The organism is Xanthomonas hortorum pv. cynarae (genome assembly GCF_002939985.1).
Lineage (GTDB): Bacteria > Pseudomonadota > Gammaproteobacteria > Xanthomonadales > Xanthomonadaceae > Xanthomonas > Xanthomonas hortorum_D.
Genome location: NZ_MDFM01000014.1, coordinates 14,284 through 30,343 on the forward strand (window position 1 = coordinate 14,284; position 16,060 = coordinate 30,343).

Genomic DNA, 16,060 nt, shown 5'->3' on the forward strand with positions numbered 1-16,060 from the left:
CTTTCGGAGTAAGACACGATGCGTGATTCGACACCTTTGATTCATCCCACGGCGGTCATCGATCCCTCGGCAACGCTGGCCGACGACGTCCGCGTCGGCGCGTTTTCGCTGATCAGCGCCGATGTGGAGATCGGCGCGGGCACCGAGGTCGGGCCGCATTGCTCGATCCATGGCCCGACCCGGATCGGCCGCAATAACCGCTTCATCGGCCACGCTGCGATCGGCGGCGAACCGCAGGACAAGAAGTACGCCGGCGAGCGCACCGAACTGGTGATCGGGCACGGCAATGTGATCCGCGAATTCGTCACCATCAATCGCGGTACCGGCGGCGGTGGCGGCATCACCGTGGTCGGCGACGACAACTGGATGCTGGCCTACACGCACGTGGCGCACGACTGCCATGTGGGCAATCACTGCGTGTTTTCCAACAACACCACGCTGGCCGGCCACGTGACCGTGGGCGACTACGTGATCATCAGCGGCTTTGCCGGCGCGCATCAGTTCTGCCGGATCGGCGCGCACGCCTTCCTGGGAATGGGCGCGCTGACCAACGGCGACGTGCCGCCGTTCACCATGGTCGGCAGCGAATCGCTGGGCCGCCCGCGCGGCATCAACAGCGAAGGGCTCAAGCGCCGCGGCTTCGATGCCGAGCGCATCACCGCGATCAAGCGCGCCTACCGCACGCTGTACGTCGCCGGCCTGCCGCTGAGCGAGGCCAAACTGCAGCTGGCCGAACAGGCCAAGAGCAGCGAGGACGTGCGCGGGCTGCTGGAGTTCATCGAAGCGGCGGAAAGGCCGTTGTTGCGATGACGGGAATCGGGAATCGGGAGTCGGGAATCGATGCAGGCGCGCACGACGACGCGTCTGTCGTCGGCCACCCGACGGCACTGCCGATTCCCCATTCCCCACTCCCGATTCCCAGCGCGCGCGCGCGCGCTCCACGCATCGCGCTGATCGCCGGCGAAGCCTCCGGCGACATCCTGGGTGCCGGGTTGATCGATGAATTGCGGCGCCGCTATCCGACTGCCGAATTCGTCGGCATCGGTGGCGATGCGATGCGTGGCGCCGGCTGCCAGACCTGGTTCGATGCCAGCGAGCTGGCGGTGATGGGGCTGACCGAAGTGCTGCAGCATCTGCCGCGGCTGTTGAAGCTGCGCCGTGCCTTCCGCGAGCGGGTGCTGGCCTGGAAGCCGGATGTGTTCATCGGCATCGACGCGCCGGATTTCAATCTGCCGGTCGAACGTTGGCTCAAACAACGCGGCATCCGCACCGTGCATTACGTCAGCCCGTCGGTGTGGGCATGGCGCGAGAAGCGTGCCGAGAAGATCGGTGCCAGCGCCGACCTGGTGCTGTGCCTGTTTCCGATGGAGCCACCGATCTACGCCCGGCACGGCATCGATGCGCGGTTTGTCGGCCACCCGATGGCCGACGACATCGCCTACCAGGCCGATCGCGCGGCCGCGCGCGCCAAGTTGGGCCTGTCTGCCTCCAGTACCGTGCTGGCGGTGTTGCCAGGTAGCCGGCATGGCGAAATCAGCAAGCTCGGCGATACGTTTTTCCAGGCCGCCTGGCTGGTGTCCGAACATCTGCCCAACCTGCACGTGCTGGTACCGGCAGCCAACCCTGGCTGCAAGCAATTGCTGGCCGAACAGCTGTCGCACTCATCGCTGCCGGTGCTGCGCTCGCACCTGCTCGACGGCCAGGCGCGCACCGCGATGCTGGCTGCCGACGTGGTGTTGCTGGCGTCCGGCACCGCCACACTGGAGGCGATGCTGGTCAAGCGCCCGATGGTGGTCGGCTACAAGGTCGCCCCGCTCACCTACCGCATCGTCAAGACACTGGGCCTGCTCAAGGTCAACCGCTATGCGCTGCCCAACATCCTGGCCAACGACGATCTGGCGCCCGAGCTGATGCAGGACGAGTGCACCCCGGAACGCCTGTGCGTGGCCCTGCTGGACTGGTTCAAGCACCCGGAGAAAGTCGCCGCGCTGCAGCCGCGTTATTTGGCCCTGCACGCAGAGCTGCGCCGCGATGCATCGGCGCGCGCGGCCGATGCGGTGGCCGGGCTGCTGGCGCAGCCGGAATCGGGAATCGGGAATCGGGAATCGGCAGGAGCCGGGCCATGAAGCGGTCAAGCTCTCACGGTGCCATTGTCGTTCCGACGGCGCAGGACGCGCTCTTCCACGATTCCCCAATCCCGATTCCCGATTCGCGCTTGATCGCCGGCGTGGACGAAGCCGGCCGCGGCCCGCTCGCTGGCCCGGTGGCGGTGGCTGCGGTGGTGTTCGACCCGAGCAAGCCGCGCATCAACGGGCTGGACGATTCCAAGCAACTGACTGCCGAGCGGCGTGAGCAGGCGTACGCGCGCATCGTCGAGCGGGCGCTGGCGTGGTCGGTGGTGCTGATCGACAGCGAAGAGATCGACCGCATCAACATCTACCAGGCCACCATGCTGGGCATGCGCCGCGCGGTGGAAGGGGTGGCGCATGTGGCCGGGTTCGCACGTATCGACGGCAACCGCGTGCCCAAAGGGCTGCCCTGCCCGGCCGAGGCCTTGATCGGTGGCGATGCGCTCGATCGCGCCATCATGGCCGCCTCGATCGTGGCCAAGGTCACCCGCGACCGTTTGATGCATGAGTTGCACGCACAGCATCCCGAATACCGCTTCGACCAGCACAAGGGCTACGCCACGCCGGTACATCTGGCCGCGTTGCAGACGCACGGGCCCTGCCCGCAGCATCGCCGCAGTTTCGCGCCGGTGCGGCGTGCGCTGGGAATCGAGGCCGCCGCCCCGTCGAACCGGGACGTGCCCTGCGTGGCCCCGGCCGATGGCCTGCTGCTTGCCGACTGACTGACCGCAGTCCAGGGGACCTGGCCCGGTATCGGTGCCATCCATCCGCGCGCATGCGGCCCGCTTCGGCCGTGGCTTCGCGCAGCGGACGTTGCACTCGCGCAGCCCCGCACGCCCCCCGATCCGCGCAATCGCCATCGCTGCCCTCCACGCAGCTAGCCAAACCCTGAATCGGCTGCACCGGCCAGCGCCCGTGGCGTCTGGCCGCAGCCCCGTACCGGTGCTGTCAAGCCTTGTTCGGCCCGGCCACGGTCGCTACCCTGACCGCGCATTATTCCGGTCTCGCATGTCCACTTCCCGCTTCGTCCATCTGCACGTCCACACCGAGTTCTCGCTGGCGGATTCCACCATCCGTGTGCCCGAGAAACCGGATCAGGCTGACCCGAAAAAGGCCAAGCAGGCCAACCTGCTGAGCCGCGCGGTCGAACTCGACATGCCCGCGCTGGCGGTCACCGACCTCAACAACCTGTTCGCGCTGGTCAAGTTCTACAAGGCCGCCGAAGGCGTGGGCATCAAGCCGATCGCCGGCGCCGACGTGATGATCGCCACACCGGACATGACGCCGTGGCGCATGACCCTGCTGTGCCGCGACCGCGAAGGCTATCTGAGCCTGTCGCGCCTGCTGACCCGCGCCTGGATGGAAGGCCACCGCCCTGAAGGCGGCGTGGCGATTCATCCCGAGTGGCTGCAGAGCGGCCACGTCAACCTGTTCGCCCTGGCCGGCCGCGACAGCCTGGCCGGGCGCCTGTTCGGCGAAGGCCGCGCCGATCTGGCCGAGCAGCAACTGGCCGACTGGCAACGCGTATTCGGCGATGGCCTGCATCTGGAGCTCACCCGCACCGGGCGCGAGGGCGAAGAACGCTTCAACCAATTCGCCCTGCATGCAGCCGGCGTGCGTGGCCTGCCGGTGGTGGCCAGCAACGATGTGCGCTTTCTGTACGCCAGCGACTTCAATGCGCACGAAGCGCGTGTGTGCATTTCCTCGGGCCGCGTGCTCGACGATCCCAAGCGCCCGCGCGAGTACAGCGACCAGCAGTACCTGAAGTCTGCCGACGAGATGGCCGCGCTGTTCGCCGACGTGCCCGACGCGATCGACAACACCCATGCGCTGGCGCAACGCTGCAATATCGAGATGCGCCTGGGCACCTACTTCCTGCCCGCCTATCCGGTGCCCGAAGACGAAACGCTGGACAGCTGGATCCGCAGCCAGGCGCGCGACGGTCTGGCCGCGCGCCTGGAAAAAAGCCCGATCGCCTCCGGCAAGACCCGCCAGGATTACGTGGACCGGCTCGAATTCGAGCTGGACACCATCATCAAGATGGGCTTCCCCGGCTACTTCCTGATCGTGGCCGACTTCATCCAGTGGGGCAAAAACCAGGGCATTCCGATCGGCCCGGGCCGCGGTTCCGGCGCCGGCTCGCTGGTGGCCTGGGCGCTGCAGATCACCGATCTGGACCCGCTGCCGTACAACCTGCTGTTCGAGCGCTTCCTCAATCCCGAACGCGTGTCGATGCCCGACTTCGACATCGACTTCTGCATGGATCGCCGCGACGAGGTGATCGACTACGTGGCGCGCAAGTACGGGCGCGAACGGGTCAGCCAGATCATCACCTACGGCACCATGGCGGCCAAGGCGGTGGTGCGCGACGCCGGGCGCGTGCTCGGCTTCACCTATGGTCTGGTCGACAGCGTGGCCAAGCTGATCCCCAACATCCTGGGCATCACGCTCAAGGATGCGATGGGCGAAGGCAAGGACTCGGAGATGGCCTCGCCGGACCTGATCCAGCGCTATCAGGTCGAAGACGACGTGCGCGACCTGATGGACTTGGCGCGCCAGCTCGAGGACCTCACCCGCAACGCCGGCAAGCACGCCGGCGGCGTGGTGATCGCGCCCGAGCCGCTCTCCGAGTTCTGCCCGCTGTTCGCCGAACACGACGAGGGCGGGCGCGGCAAGAATCAGGTCACCCAGTTCGACAAGGACGACGTCGAAGCGGTCGGCCTGGTCAAGTTCGACTTCCTCGGCCTGCGCACGCTGACCATCATCGATTGGGCGGTCAAGGCGATCAACGTGCGCCATGCGCGCGCCGGCATCGACCCGGTCGACATCACCACCCTCCCCCTCGACGACGTGCCCACTTACAAGGGCGTGTTCGCCTCGGGCAATACCGGCGCGGTGTTCCAGTTCGAATCCTCGGGCATGCGCCGCCTGCTCAAGGACGCGCGCCCGGACCGTTTCGAAGACCTGATCGCGCTGGTGTCGCTGTACCGCCCCGGCCCGATGGACCTGATCCCGGACTTCAACGCGCGTAAGCACGGCCAGCAGGAGATCATCTACCCGGATCCGCGCACCGAGGCCATCCTCAAGGACACCTACGGGATCATGGTGTACCAGGAGCAGGTGATGCAGATGGCGCAGATCGTCGGCGATTATTCGCTGGGCGGCGCCGACCTGCTGCGCCGCGCGATGGGCAAGAAAGTGCCGGCCGAAATGGCAAAGCACCGCGAGATCTTCCGCGAGGGCGCAGCCAAGGGCGGCGTGAGCGCGCACAAGGCCGACGAAATCTTCGACCTGATGGAGAAGTTCGCCGGCTACGGCTTCAACAAGTCGCACGCCGCCGCCTACGCGCTGGTCAGCTACCAGACTGCCTGGCTGAAACGGCATTACCCGGCCGAGTTCATGGCCGCCACGCTGTCTTCGGACATGGACAACACCGACAAGGTGGTCGGCTTCCTCGATGAGGTGCGCAACCTCGGCTTGACCGTCAAGCCGCCGCGCGTCAACGAATCGGCCTACATGTTCGAGGCCGCCACCCCGGACACGATTCAATACGGCCTGGGCGCGATCAAGGGCGTCGGCCAGGGCGCGTGCGAGGCGATCATCGAAGAACGCCAGCGCGGCGGTCCTTACACCACGCTGCTGGATTTCTGCACGCGTGTGGGCACCGCAAAGCTCAACCGGCGCACGCTGGAAGCGATGGTCAATGCCGGCGCGATGGACGGCCTGGGCAAGAACCGCGCCTCGCTGATGCTGCAGCTGCCGGAGGTGATGAAAGCCACCGAGCAGATGGCGCGCGAACGCGCCTCGGGGCAGAACTCGCTGTTCGGCGGGCCGGACCCGAGTGCACCGGCGCTGCGTCTGGACCTGCCAGAAAGCAAGGAATGGCCGCTGGGCCAACTGCTCACCGGCGAACGCGAAACGCTGGGCTTCTATCTCAGCGGCCACCCGTTCGACCCGCACCGCGACGAAGTGCGCGAACTGGTCGGCTGCGATCTGGGAGCGCTGGAAAAGATTCTCGCCTCGCAACAGCGTGGCGGCGGTGGGGGCGGCGGCGATGGCGAAAAACGTGCCTGGCGCCCGGAAGTCAGTGCCATTCTCGCTGGCCTGGTGGTCGGCGTGCGCCGCAAGGGCGACAGCCAGGTGTTCGTGCAACTGGAAGACGGCCGTGGCCGGGTCGAGTGCAGCGCGTTCTCCGATGCGATGGCCGAGTTCGGGCATCTGCTCACCCGCGACCGCATCCTGATCGTCAAGGGCGGCCTGCGCGAGGACGAATTCAACGGCGGCTACAGCCTGCGCATCCGCCAATGCTGGGATTACGAGCAGATCTGCGCCGACCACGCGCAACGGCTGTCGCTGCGCCTGGACCTGCGCGAAAAACAGGCCTGGAAGCGCATCGACGCCTTGCTGGCCAAGCACCGCCCCGGCAAGACGCCGCTGCGCCTGGACCTGCTGTTGCGCGCCCAAAGCGGCGGCGTCGCCGGCATGCTCGACCTCAACGGCAGCCACTCGGTGCGCATCGACCAGCACCTGATGGACAGCCTGCGCGCCGACCCGGCAGTGCGCACCTTGAAGATCAAGTACAGCCCACCGTGGGCGTGAGGGGCCGGGATTGGGGATTCGGGATTCGGGATTGGCAAGAGCGGCGCTGCTACGTTCGGGTTGCTCTGGACCGCTGTTGCGAATCCCCAATCCCGAATCCCCGCATCCGAACGGTTCCGTACGGGTCGGGCGCACCGCTTCAGCTACACTTCCCGCCTTACGTTGACGACACCACTGCATGAATCCTAACTACCTCGACTTCGAGCAACCCATCGCCGATCTGGAAGCCAAGATCCAGGAACTGCGCAAGGCCAGCACCGGCCCTGCAGTCAACGTGGACACCGAAGTGCGTGCGCTGCGCGACAAGCTGCGCATACGCACCGCGCAGATCTTCCGCGACCTCTCCGCCTGGCAGGTCTCGCAGCTGGCGCGCCACCCGCAGCGCCCGTACACGCTGGACTACATCAACACCATCTGCGACGAATTCCAGGAACTGGCCGGCGACCGCGCCTACTCCGATGACAAGGCGATCGTCGGTGGCCTGGGCCGCATCAATGGCCGCCCGGTGGTCATCATCGGTCATCAGAAAGGCCGCGACACCAAGACCAAGGTTGCGCGCAACTTCGGCATGCCGCGCCCCGAGGGCTACCGCAAGGCGCTGCGCCTGATGAAGCTGGCCGACCGCTTCCGCCTGCCGCTGCTGACCTTCATCGACACCCCGGGTGCCTATCCCGGCATCGGCGCCGAAGAGCGCGGCCAGTCCGAAGCGATCGCACGCAACCTGCTGGAAATGGCAGAACTGAAAGTGCCGGTGATCTGCACGGTGATCGGCGAAGGCGGCTCCGGCGGCGCGCTGGCGATCGGTGTGGGCGACCGCACCCTGATGCTGGAATACGGCACCTATTCGGTGATTTCGCCGGAAGGCTGCGCCTCGATCCTGTGGAAGGACGCCGCCAAGGCCAAGGACGCCGCCGAGCAACTCGGCCTCACCGCCAAGCGCCTGAAAGGCCTGGGCCTGGTCGACAAGGTGATCCGCGAACCCACCGGTGGCGCGCATCGCAATCCCGAGCAGATGGGCAAGCGTCTGAAAGCGGTGCTGCTCAACGAGCTGGACGCGCTGGAAAAGATCCCGGTCGACGCCCTGCTGCAGCGTCGTTACGAGCGCCTGCGCAGCTACGGCGCTTACGAAGGCAACTGATCGGCGATTGACTCACGATGGCGCAGAACGCGCCATCGCACCGCCAGGCACGCATGAAAAGGACGTCCGCACAATGAGCCCGCTACTACTGTTATCGCTGGTGTTGCAAGCCGCCTGCTGCGTGCATGTGGTGCGCAGTGGCCGCCCGCTGTACTGGATCTTCATCCTGCTGGCGTTTCCGTTGCTGGCGGTCCTGGTCTACGTTTGCGTGGCGGTGATCCCGGACCTGCGCAACGACCCCACGGCACGCCGCAACTTGCGCAAGGTGCGTCAGCGCATCGATCCGCAACGCGAACAACGCGACGCCTCACGCCAGCTGGATGTGGCCGACACCCCGGAAAACCGCCGCCGGCTCGCGCAGACACTGCTGGAACAAGGCGACTACGCGCGTGCCGCCGAGCTGTATCAGGGCGCGCTGCGCGGCATCTACCAGGACGATCCGGACCTGATGCTGGGCCTGGCCAAGGCGCAGTACGGCCTGGGCCAGGCTGCGGAAACTCGCAAGACCCTGGACGCATTGATCGCCGCCAATCCCAACTACCGTTCGCACGACGGGCATCTGCTGTATGCACGCGCGGTCGAAGACAGCGGCAGCATCGAAGAGGCGCTGCACGAGTACGAGACGCTTGCGCAGGGCTATCCGGGCGAAGAAGCGCGCGTGCGCTATGCGCAATTGCTGCTGCGCGCTGCGCGCCAGCAGGAGGCCAAGGCCATCTTCGAGCAGGTGCTACGCCACGCGGCCGCCTCGCCCAAGCATTACCAGCGCGAACAACGCGCCTGGATCGACATCGCACGCAAAGGTCTGAGCGAGCTGGGCGTCGACGCGTAATTGCTACCTGACCCAGTCACCCTGCGTCGGCCAGCGCCTCGGCACATGCCGCCTGTTCGTCAACAGCGCTCAAAACGGCTTGGCGAGCACCAGCCAGATCACGCCGACCAACAAGAACACCGGCACTTCGTTGAACAACCGCAGTGCGCGGCCGCTGGGCACGGCGCGCCCCTGGTCCACGCCCTTCAACCAGCGCCCGGACACGATGTAGTGCGCCAGAATCAGCGCCACTGCAAAGAGTTTCGCGTGCATCCAGCCGCCAGCCACCATCGTCGGGAAGTCAGGAATCACCCGATAGCCTTGCCACAACACCGCACCCAGCACCAGCGCCAGACCCAGCATGCTGTGGCCGAACTTGTACAGGCGACGCCCCATCAGCACCAGGCGCGCACGCACTGTGGGTTCGGCGCCGGCTTCGGCGATATTGACCAGGATGCGCGGCAGATAGAACACCGCGGCCATCCAGGCGATGACGAACAACAGGTGGAAGGTCTTGATCCACAGATACAGGGTCATGGGCTGGCTTCGCTGGCTGGCGTAGGATGGCCCGCATTTTCACCTATCCGCTCGCGCGAAAGCACATCCGTCCATGCATCAGCCCGACGACAAACAGTACGACGCCCACTATTTCAGCCGCTGGTATCGCGATGCAGGGCTAGCCGACCCGGCGCGCCTGCGACGCAAGGTCGCACTCGCGGTGAGCCAGGCCGAGTACTACCTGGAGCGCCCGATCCGCAGCGTGCTGGATATCGGCTGTGGCGAGGCTGCGTGGCGCGCACCGTTGCTGGCGCTGCGGCCAAAGCTCAGTTATCTGGGTTTCGACAGCAGCGCCTATGCAGTGCAGCGCTACGGGCGCAGCCGGCAGATCCACCCTGCCCGCTTCGGCGATTTCGCCTGGCTGCGCCCGTGCGCGCCGGTGGATCTGCTGATCTGCTCGGACGTGCTGCATTACGTGCCCACGCGTGAGTTCAACCAGGGCCTGCCCGGATTGGCCGAGATGTGCGCGGGCGTGGCGTTTCTGGAGACCTTCGCCGAAGAAGACGCCTTCGAAGGCGACCACGAAGGTTTTCAGGCGCGGCCGGCGCGCTGGTATCGCCGCCGCTTCGCCAGCGTGGGCTTTGCGGCGCTGGGGTCGCATTGCTGGTTGTCGCCGCAGTTGAGTGGGGATGCATCGACGTTGGAGCGCGGTTGACTGAGACGTTGGCTGCTCCATCCCGGTAACGCACTACGTGTAGCTTCGCCCGTACCCTCACCCCAACCCCTCTCCCGCAGGAGAGGGACTCGATAGTCCTACACTAACGCGATCTTCCGCAGCGCTAAGCCGTTCGGAAGATCACAAATGGCGGCAGATAAAGCTGCTTACGCCTGCCATATCTCCTATGACAACCTCTACCGTCCGCAGCCCCATTAAGGTGCAAATGCGCCAATGGGGGTATGCTGCGTGGCAGCAAAGCCGCACGGATGGGTGGAATGCTTTATCAACTGCACGAGCTAACCCGCAATCTGCTCGCCCCCTGGGTGCATCAGGCCCAGGCGAACGCCAAGATGTTCTCCGACCCCGACAGTCTGTGGGCCTCGCTCCCGGGTGCCGAACGCATGGCGGCCAGCAATGAGCTGTTCCATCGCCTCGGCAAGGAATACGAAAAGCCCGCCTGGGCGCTCGACGATGTCGAGGTCGATGGCCACTCGCTGCCGATCATCGAACGCGAAGTCCTGAGCAAGCCGTTCTGCCGCCTGCTGCGCTTCAAGCGTTTCAGCGACCATGTCGAGCTGATCGGCACGATGAAGCAGCAGCCGGCCGTGCTGGTAGTGGCGCCATTATCCGGTCACCACGCCACCCTGCTGCGCGATACCGTGCGTACCCTGCTGCGCAACCACAAGGTCTACGTGACCGACTGGGTCGACGCGCGCATGGTGCCGCTGGAAGCCGGCGCGTTCCGGCTCGAGGACTACATCAGCTACATCCAGGAATTCATCCGCCACATCGGCGCCGACCGCCTGCATGTGGTGAGCGTGTGCCAGCCCACCGTGCCGGTGCTCGCGGCGGTATCGCTGATGGCCACCAACGATGAGCCCACGCCGCGCTCGCTGGTGATGATGGGCGGGCCGATCGATGCACGCCGCAGCCCGACCCAGGTCAACAACCTGGCCACCGAGAACGGCATCGAGTGGTTCCAGAACAACCTGATCCACACCGTGCCGTTCCCGTATCCGGGGCATGGCCGGCAGGTGTATCCGGGCTTCCTGCAGCACGCCGGTTTCCTGTCGATGAATCCCAACCGGCACGTGATGTCGCATTGGGATTTCTACACCGATCTGGTCAAGGGCGACCTGCAGGATGCGCAGGCGCACCGGCAGTTCTACGACGAATACAACGCCGTGCTCGACATGCCGGCCGAGTATTATCTGGATACGATTCGCGTGGTGTTCCAGGACTTCCTGCTGCCGCAGGGCAAGTGGAAAGTGGACGGTCAGTTGGTGAAGCCATCGGCGATCCGCAACACCGCGCTGCTCAGCATCGAGGGCGAACTGGACGATATCGCCGGCCTCGGTCAGACCGAAGCGGTGCACGATCTGTGCACCGGGATCGATGCTGCGCATCGTCGCCATCTGGTGGTGGAAGGTGCCGGTCATTACGGCATCTTCAGCGGCCGTCGCTGGCGCGAAGTGGTGTATCCGCAGGTGCGCGAATTCATCGGCCGCTACGACGCAGACCCGGTCGGCAGCCGCGATCCGGCCACCGTCACCCCGATCCGCAAGCGCGGCAAACGCGCTTGATCAGCTGAAAAAAAAGCGCCTTGATCGCTCTCGATCAAGGCGCTTTTTTATGGGCAGATTCTTGGTTCAAGCGAAGACAGAGTAGTGCGTGGTCGAGCGGTCGAGCGGTCGAGCGTGCGGTGCCCTCGCCGCTCGCGGGACACGCCGCAAGTACCTCCCTGTAGGCTCGGTAGCGGCATCCATGCCGCCACACGGTCCCGCAATCGGCGAGGACACCGCACCAGAAAGTTTGTAGGTTGCTTTGTTGAAAGCCTGCATACCGACCATCTTGATTGGTCCTTGCCCGCTTACCGTCGCGGGACCTTACGCGGCATGGATGCCGCGTAAGAGCCTACAGGGACGTACTTGCGGCGTGTCCTGCGACGGTGGGCGGGCAAGGGCCCTGCAACCAAGTGGAAGATCAACCGCTCCGCAACTGATCTATCCGCACTGTCCAGTCACTTCCACGACAATCGGGATTTCAAGTCGTAGCGTCATTAGGTCAAAAGCCAGTCAATCAAGCACGCGGAGCCCTCACTGCACCTGGAAGGTTGCTGGTTGTTTCGTTGAAACTGCATGCGCTGCCGACTTGGTACTGCAGCGATCGCAGCCGCGTGTCGCACAACTCCCAATCACGCAATGCACTCAACTTTCGCCACTTTTGACCAGCAAGTGCTTGGCGAACATCCCATGCAGCTTGCCGAAGGCGCGCGCCAGATGCAGCGTGACGAACAGCAGCAGCACGCCCACGACAAACAACGGCAGCGTCAGCCAGGGGCTGGTGACATCCACGCCATCCCAGGTCAGCACCGCCGTGTTGTCGAACAGCAGCGCCAGCGGAGAAGCGGCCAAGCCCAGCGACAACGACAACAAGGTGGTGAACACGCTGAAGTACAGGATGCCCAACGGCAGCATCAGCAGGAAGTACAGCATCGTGCTCCAGGTGCGCGCATCGGTGAACATCGCACCGATGCGTTGCAGCCAACTGCCCTGCGGCCCGGGATGCGCAGGACGACGCGGCATGCGCACGCCGAGCAGCGTCTCCACCACGCGGCCTTCCACCAGCGACAGCACACGCACCGACCCGAAAAACAGCACCAGCAGCGGCACACCGATGATCAGGATCAACAGGCCCGCCGACAGACTCGCGCCGGTCACCACCCAGGTGAAATAGAACACGCCGGTGACCAGCGACAGCAGCATGTAGAACAATGCGCCGTACGTGCGCGGGTCGGCCGCGACGCCGAAGAACCTGCCCACCCAGGAACTGCGTTTGGGCGGCAGCGGCGGACGCAGTGCGCGCGTCACCGTCACTTCGGTCTCGCGATAGATCTCGGCCACTTCATCCGGCGCGCCGTAGCTGCTGGCCACGCCGGCGATCACCTCGGCCTCGCTCTTGCCAGCCTGCTCGGCAAGTTCGGCGCGCAGGTATTCCTCGGCGTCGTAGAGTGCGTCCTGGATCATCGCCGGGTCCGCGCCGGCCAAGGCCTGGCGCAACTGGGTCAGGTAATCGGGAATGGTGGTCGGCAACGGGCGTGTCTGCGCAATGGTCGTCATGGGTGAGTCCCCTCAAGCACTGAATCAACGGAATCGCGGGTGGCGCGCCAGGCGGCGGTCCAGTCGCGCAGGCAATCGCGCCCGGTTTGGGTGATGCGGTAGTAGCGACGCGGCGGACCGGACGCAGAGGGCTCGACGTGGCTCTGCAGCAGCCCTGCCGCTTCCAGATTGCGCAGAACCGGATACAGCGCACTCTGCTTGCCGCTCAGCACGCCATCCAATCGCTCCAGGCGCTTGGCGATCAGGTAGCCATACAGCGGCTCGTCGGCCTGCGCCAGCACTGCCAGCAACGCCAGCGACACGGTGCCGGCGCTCAGCTCTTTCTGAAATTTTCGTAGGTGGGCATCCGGCTCGCTCATCGCCATCTCCGCTAGGTCGAAGACGATACTAGTGAGAAGTTAGGTATAGCGGATGTGCTGTTAGTCATGGAGCCGGGATGTATCATTCGGGATTCCGGATTCCGGATTCCGGATTCGGTATTCGGTATTCGGTATTCGGTATTCGGTATTCGGTATTCGCAAAGGCATGCCGGCCGAGAATTTCCGTGTATCGACTCAAGCGAACTGAAGAAGAATTGGCACACCAATCGACGCACCCGCTGTTGCGAATCCCCAATCCCCAATGACAAATTCCGGCTCATGTACTTAGAACCATTGGGTTACTGCCTTTACGGCATGGCTCCACTACAGTCCTTGGTCACTGAGCCGATACAGCGTGCTCAGGCGACTCACTTTTAGATAGGGCGACACGATGCGACTTGCGCGTTTGGCACGACCGGCCATGGCTGACACTTCCTTTGGTACCACCCGGCGCCTCTGCCTTGCGATCGGGTTGTCGCTGCCTGGCGTGAGCGTTGCACAGGCGCAGACAGCGCCGGTCAATGCCGAGCAGACTCAGCCGGACACCAGCAAATCGCAAGCGCCTGCTGCTGCACCTGCTGTCCCTGCTGCATCTGCAGCGCCCGCTGCATCCAAGGGTTACCCGCTCGAAGCGCAGGGTTGGGGTGCCAAACAGGGCGGCAATATGTGGCAGGTGCGCTGGGTCGAAGACTGGTCGTATCTGAAAGATCCGTCCAAGCGCAAGAGCCCGTTCGATCCGCTCAAGTACATCCCGCTCAGCGAATCCGGCGATGTCTACGTGTCGCTCAGCAACGAGCTGCGCGTACGCAGCAACACCATCACCAATCCCGGGCTGATTCCGGGCAGCCATTCGCAGCAGCAGTATCTGTTCCGTGCATTCTTCGGTGCCGACTTCCATGTGGGCGAGCACTTCCGTCTGTATACGGAACTGGCGCACGGCAGTCTGGATGGGCGCAACGAAGGCGCCAAGACCGGTACCCAGGAAAACAACGCGATCCTGCAGCAGGTGTTCTTCGACGTGAAGGGCAACATCGGCGGCGCCGACACCGGTCTGCGCGTCGGTCGTCAGGTGTTTGTCGACGGCCCGACCACATTGATGGCGTTGCGCGACAACACCGATATCTTCGTGACCTTCAACGGTGTGCGCGCCTGGGCGATCGGCGAAAAGACCCGTGTGGACGTGTTCGATTTCAACTTCAATCTGGATGGCACCGAAGGGTTGGGCGACGATCGCATCGACCGCTCGCGACATTTCCGCGGCGTGGTTGGCGGGTATCGCCTGCCGACCGCCAAGCCGATGTATCTGGAGCCGTTCTTCTATCAGTTCCGTAACGACAATCAGTTGTGGGGCCGGCAGACCGCCGAAGAAAACCGCAATTACTACGGCCTGCGCCTATGGGGCAATGTGGGCAAGCTGCGCACCGATTCGTTCGTGACCGTGCAGCGCGGCAGTTTTGGCGGACGCGATCTGCGTGCCTACATGGCCAGCACCTCCAATGCCTGGACGTTGAGCGACAGCGGCTGGAAGCCACGTGTGGGGTTTCATAGCGAAATCGCCTCCGGTGGCGGCGGTACCTCCGGCACCGGCACCTTGCGCAACAACAATTTTCTCTACGGCAACACGATCTATTTCAGCTGGGCGACGTTCTTCGGCCCGGTCAATTTGGTCACCGCCGCGCCGACGTTGATCTTCTCGCCCACGCCCAGGCTCACCGTGAACCTGGAGTGGGAAACCTTGTGGCGCCAGACCACCAGCGATGCGATCTACAACAACCAGGCGCGCGCCTATGCACGCACGCAGAGCACCGGCGAGCGCCGCATCGGCACGATGCCGCGCATCAACGCGACCTGGAACATCGACCCGAACTGGTCGGTGACCTTCCGCGCCGAACACCTGATCGCCGGCCCCGCGCTGACCAAGGCCGGTTACGGCGATTCGACCTTCGTGATGGGGTGGTTGAACTTCCGGTTCTGAGCAAGCGGTACGGTCCCGATCGTTGTTCTGAACTGATCTGCGCCCTGCAATCGGACGCGATGAATGTGTCGGTTTTTATAGCGGCTGATCTGCGGGTTTGCTGCAGGGCCCTTGCCCGCCCACCATCGCGGGACACGCTGCAAGTACGTCCCTGTAAGCTCTTACGCGGCATCCATGCCGCGTAAGGTCCCGCGACGGTGGGCGGGCAAGGACCAGTCAAGATGGTCGGTGTGCGTAGCTTTAAATAAAACAGCCAGCAAACTTTCTGGTGCGGTGTCCTCGCCGCTTGCGGGACCGTGTGGCGGCATGGATGCCGCCACCGAGCCTACATGGACGTACTTGCGGCGTGTCCCGCGAGCGGTGAGGGCACCGCGCGCTCGACTACCCAGGCTTTTGACNTCGAAAGATTGATTGGCTTTGAGTAGTTGGACAGTGCGGATAGATCGCTTGTAGAGCCGACGATCTCCGGCTTGACGGCAGGGCCCTCGCCCGCCTACCGTCGCGGGACACGCCGCAAGTACGTCCGTGTAGGCTCTTACGCGGCATCCATGCCGCGTAAGGTCCCGCGGCGGTAGGCGGGCAAGGACCGGTCGAGAGTGTCGGTGTGCATGGTGCAAGCAATGCATGACGTGCGTTGCCTAGATAACGGCGTGTCCGATCATCTTCTCAATGCAGTCAAAACTAATGGGCAGGCTTTCAACAAAGCAACCTACAAAC

At 64.5% G+C, this 16,060-nt stretch carries 12 protein-coding genes; 9 read left to right on the forward strand and 3 right to left on the reverse strand.

Annotated elements, in window-relative coordinates; all coding sequences use genetic code 11:
• The first annotated feature begins 18 nt into the window (after nt 1-18).
• From lpxA to XcyCFBP4188_RS11300, 6 genes are all read left to right on the forward strand, one after another.
• Nucleotides 19-810 carry an acyl-ACP--UDP-N-acetylglucosamine O-acyltransferase gene (gene lpxA, locus XcyCFBP4188_RS11275; RefSeq protein ID WP_006452823.1) on the forward strand — a complete coding sequence of 264 codons (792 nt, stop codon included), beginning with the start codon at nt 19-21 and terminating at the stop codon, nt 808-810.
• The gene (gene lpxB / locus XcyCFBP4188_RS11280; RefSeq protein ID WP_006452822.1) at nt 807-2,126 is read left to right on the forward strand and encodes a lipid-A-disaccharide synthase; all 1,320 of its coding nucleotides are present in this window, start codon (nt 807-809) and stop codon (nt 2,124-2,126) included. The genes lpxA and lpxB overlap by 4 nt, the downstream gene beginning before the upstream one ends.
• Nucleotides 2,123-2,851: a ribonuclease HII gene (gene rnhB / locus XcyCFBP4188_RS11285; RefSeq protein ID WP_006452821.1), complete on the forward strand. Its 729-nt coding sequence runs from the start codon at nt 2,123-2,125 to the stop codon at nt 2,849-2,851. Before lpxB ends, rnhB begins: the two co-directional genes overlap by 4 nt.
• Nucleotides 2,852-3,137: 286 nt before the next feature.
• Nucleotides 3,138-6,728 carry a DNA polymerase III subunit alpha gene (gene dnaE, locus XcyCFBP4188_RS11290; protein ID WP_006452820.1) on the forward strand — a complete coding sequence of 1,197 codons (3,591 nt, stop codon included), beginning with the start codon at nt 3,138-3,140 and terminating at the stop codon, nt 6,726-6,728.
• Nucleotides 6,729-6,906: 178 nt separating this feature from the next.
• The gene (locus XcyCFBP4188_RS11295; RefSeq protein WP_006452819.1) at nt 6,907-7,866 is read left to right on the forward strand and encodes an acetyl-CoA carboxylase carboxyltransferase subunit alpha; all 960 of its coding nucleotides are present in this window, start codon (nt 6,907-6,909) and stop codon (nt 7,864-7,866) included.
• A 73-nt stretch (nt 7,867-7,939) separates the two neighbouring features.
• On the forward strand, nt 7,940-8,695 hold the full coding sequence (locus XcyCFBP4188_RS11300) for a tetratricopeptide repeat protein (protein WP_104592126.1): 756 nt from the start codon (nt 7,940-7,942) through the stop codon (nt 8,693-8,695).
• 69 nt (nt 8,696-8,764) lie between these two features.
• Here XcyCFBP4188_RS11300 and XcyCFBP4188_RS11305 read toward each other — a convergent pair whose 3' ends face one another.
• Complete coding sequence (locus XcyCFBP4188_RS11305) at nt 8,765-9,211, reverse strand: CopD family protein (protein WP_006452817.1); 447 nt, start codon at nt 9,209-9,211, stop codon at nt 8,765-8,767.
• A gap of 73 nt (nt 9,212-9,284) precedes the next feature.
• On the opposite strand from XcyCFBP4188_RS11305, the gene XcyCFBP4188_RS11310 reads away from it, so the two are divergent.
• Together XcyCFBP4188_RS11310 and XcyCFBP4188_RS11315 are read left to right on the forward strand one after the other, a co-directional pair.
• Entirely contained in the window at nt 9,285-9,887 is a 603-nt protein-coding gene (locus XcyCFBP4188_RS11310; protein ID WP_006452816.1) for a methyltransferase, read from the forward strand.
• A 242-nt stretch (nt 9,888-10,129) separates the two neighbouring features.
• On the forward strand, nt 10,130-11,473 hold the full coding sequence (locus XcyCFBP4188_RS11315) for a polyhydroxyalkanoate depolymerase (RefSeq protein WP_162498260.1): 1,344 nt from the start codon (nt 10,130-10,132) through the stop codon (nt 11,471-11,473).
• Between the two features lie 624 nt (nt 11,474-12,097).
• Here the strand turns inward: XcyCFBP4188_RS11315 and XcyCFBP4188_RS11320 are convergent.
• Both XcyCFBP4188_RS11320 and XcyCFBP4188_RS11325 read right to left on the reverse strand, forming a co-directional pair.
• Complete coding sequence (locus XcyCFBP4188_RS11320) at nt 12,098-13,009, reverse strand: sensor domain-containing protein (RefSeq protein ID WP_006451071.1); 912 nt, start codon at nt 13,007-13,009, stop codon at nt 12,098-12,100.
• Nucleotides 13,006-13,368 carry a PadR family transcriptional regulator gene (locus XcyCFBP4188_RS11325; RefSeq protein WP_043909262.1) on the reverse strand — a complete coding sequence of 121 codons (363 nt, stop codon included), beginning with the start codon at nt 13,366-13,368 and terminating at the stop codon, nt 13,006-13,008. Before XcyCFBP4188_RS11325 ends, XcyCFBP4188_RS11320 begins: the two co-directional genes overlap by 4 nt.
• A gap of 391 nt (nt 13,369-13,759) precedes the next feature.
• Here XcyCFBP4188_RS11325 and XcyCFBP4188_RS11330 point away from each other — a divergent pair, with 391 nt between their 5' ends.
• Complete coding sequence (locus XcyCFBP4188_RS11330) at nt 13,760-15,343, forward strand: alginate export family protein (protein ID WP_167393535.1); 1,584 nt, start codon at nt 13,760-13,762, stop codon at nt 15,341-15,343.
• Nucleotides 15,344-16,060: the final 717 nt, after the last annotated feature.

Excerpts from the sequence above, each read along its gene's own strand:
- rnhB (WP_006452821.1), top strand. The coding sequence starts at position 2,123 with ATGAAGCGGTCAAGCTCTCACGGTGCCATTGTCGTTCCGACGGCGCAG.
- XcyCFBP4188_RS11310 (WP_006452816.1), top strand. The coding sequence starts at position 9,285 with ATGCATCAGCCCGACGACAAACAGTACGACGCCCACTATTTCAGCCGC.
- XcyCFBP4188_RS11320 (WP_006451071.1), bottom strand. The coding sequence starts at position 13,009 with ATGACGACCATTGCGCAGACACGCCCGTTGCCGACCACCATTCCCGAT.
- XcyCFBP4188_RS11330 (WP_167393535.1), top strand. The coding sequence starts at position 13,760 with ATGCGACTTGCGCGTTTGGCACGACCGGCCATGGCTGACACTTCCTTT.
- XcyCFBP4188_RS11295 (WP_006452819.1), top strand. The coding sequence starts at position 6,907 with ATGAATCCTAACTACCTCGACTTCGAGCAACCCATCGCCGATCTGGAA.
- lpxB (WP_006452822.1), top strand. The coding sequence starts at position 807 with ATGACGGGAATCGGGAATCGGGAGTCGGGAATCGATGCAGGCGCGCAC.
- lpxA (WP_006452823.1), top strand. The coding sequence starts at position 19 with ATGCGTGATTCGACACCTTTGATTCATCCCACGGCGGTCATCGATCCC.
- XcyCFBP4188_RS11315 (WP_162498260.1), top strand. The coding sequence starts at position 10,130 with ATGCTGCGTGGCAGCAAAGCCGCACGGATGGGTGGAATGCTTTATCAA.
- XcyCFBP4188_RS11305 (WP_006452817.1), bottom strand. The coding sequence starts at position 9,211 with ATGACCCTGTATCTGTGGATCAAGACCTTCCACCTGTTGTTCGTCATC.
- XcyCFBP4188_RS11325 (WP_043909262.1), bottom strand. The coding sequence starts at position 13,368 with ATGAGCGAGCCGGATGCCCACCTACGAAAATTTCAGAAAGAGCTGAGC.
- XcyCFBP4188_RS11300 (WP_104592126.1), top strand. The coding sequence starts at position 7,940 with ATGAGCCCGCTACTACTGTTATCGCTGGTGTTGCAAGCCGCCTGCTGC.
- dnaE (WP_006452820.1), top strand. The coding sequence starts at position 3,138 with ATGTCCACTTCCCGCTTCGTCCATCTGCACGTCCACACCGAGTTCTCG.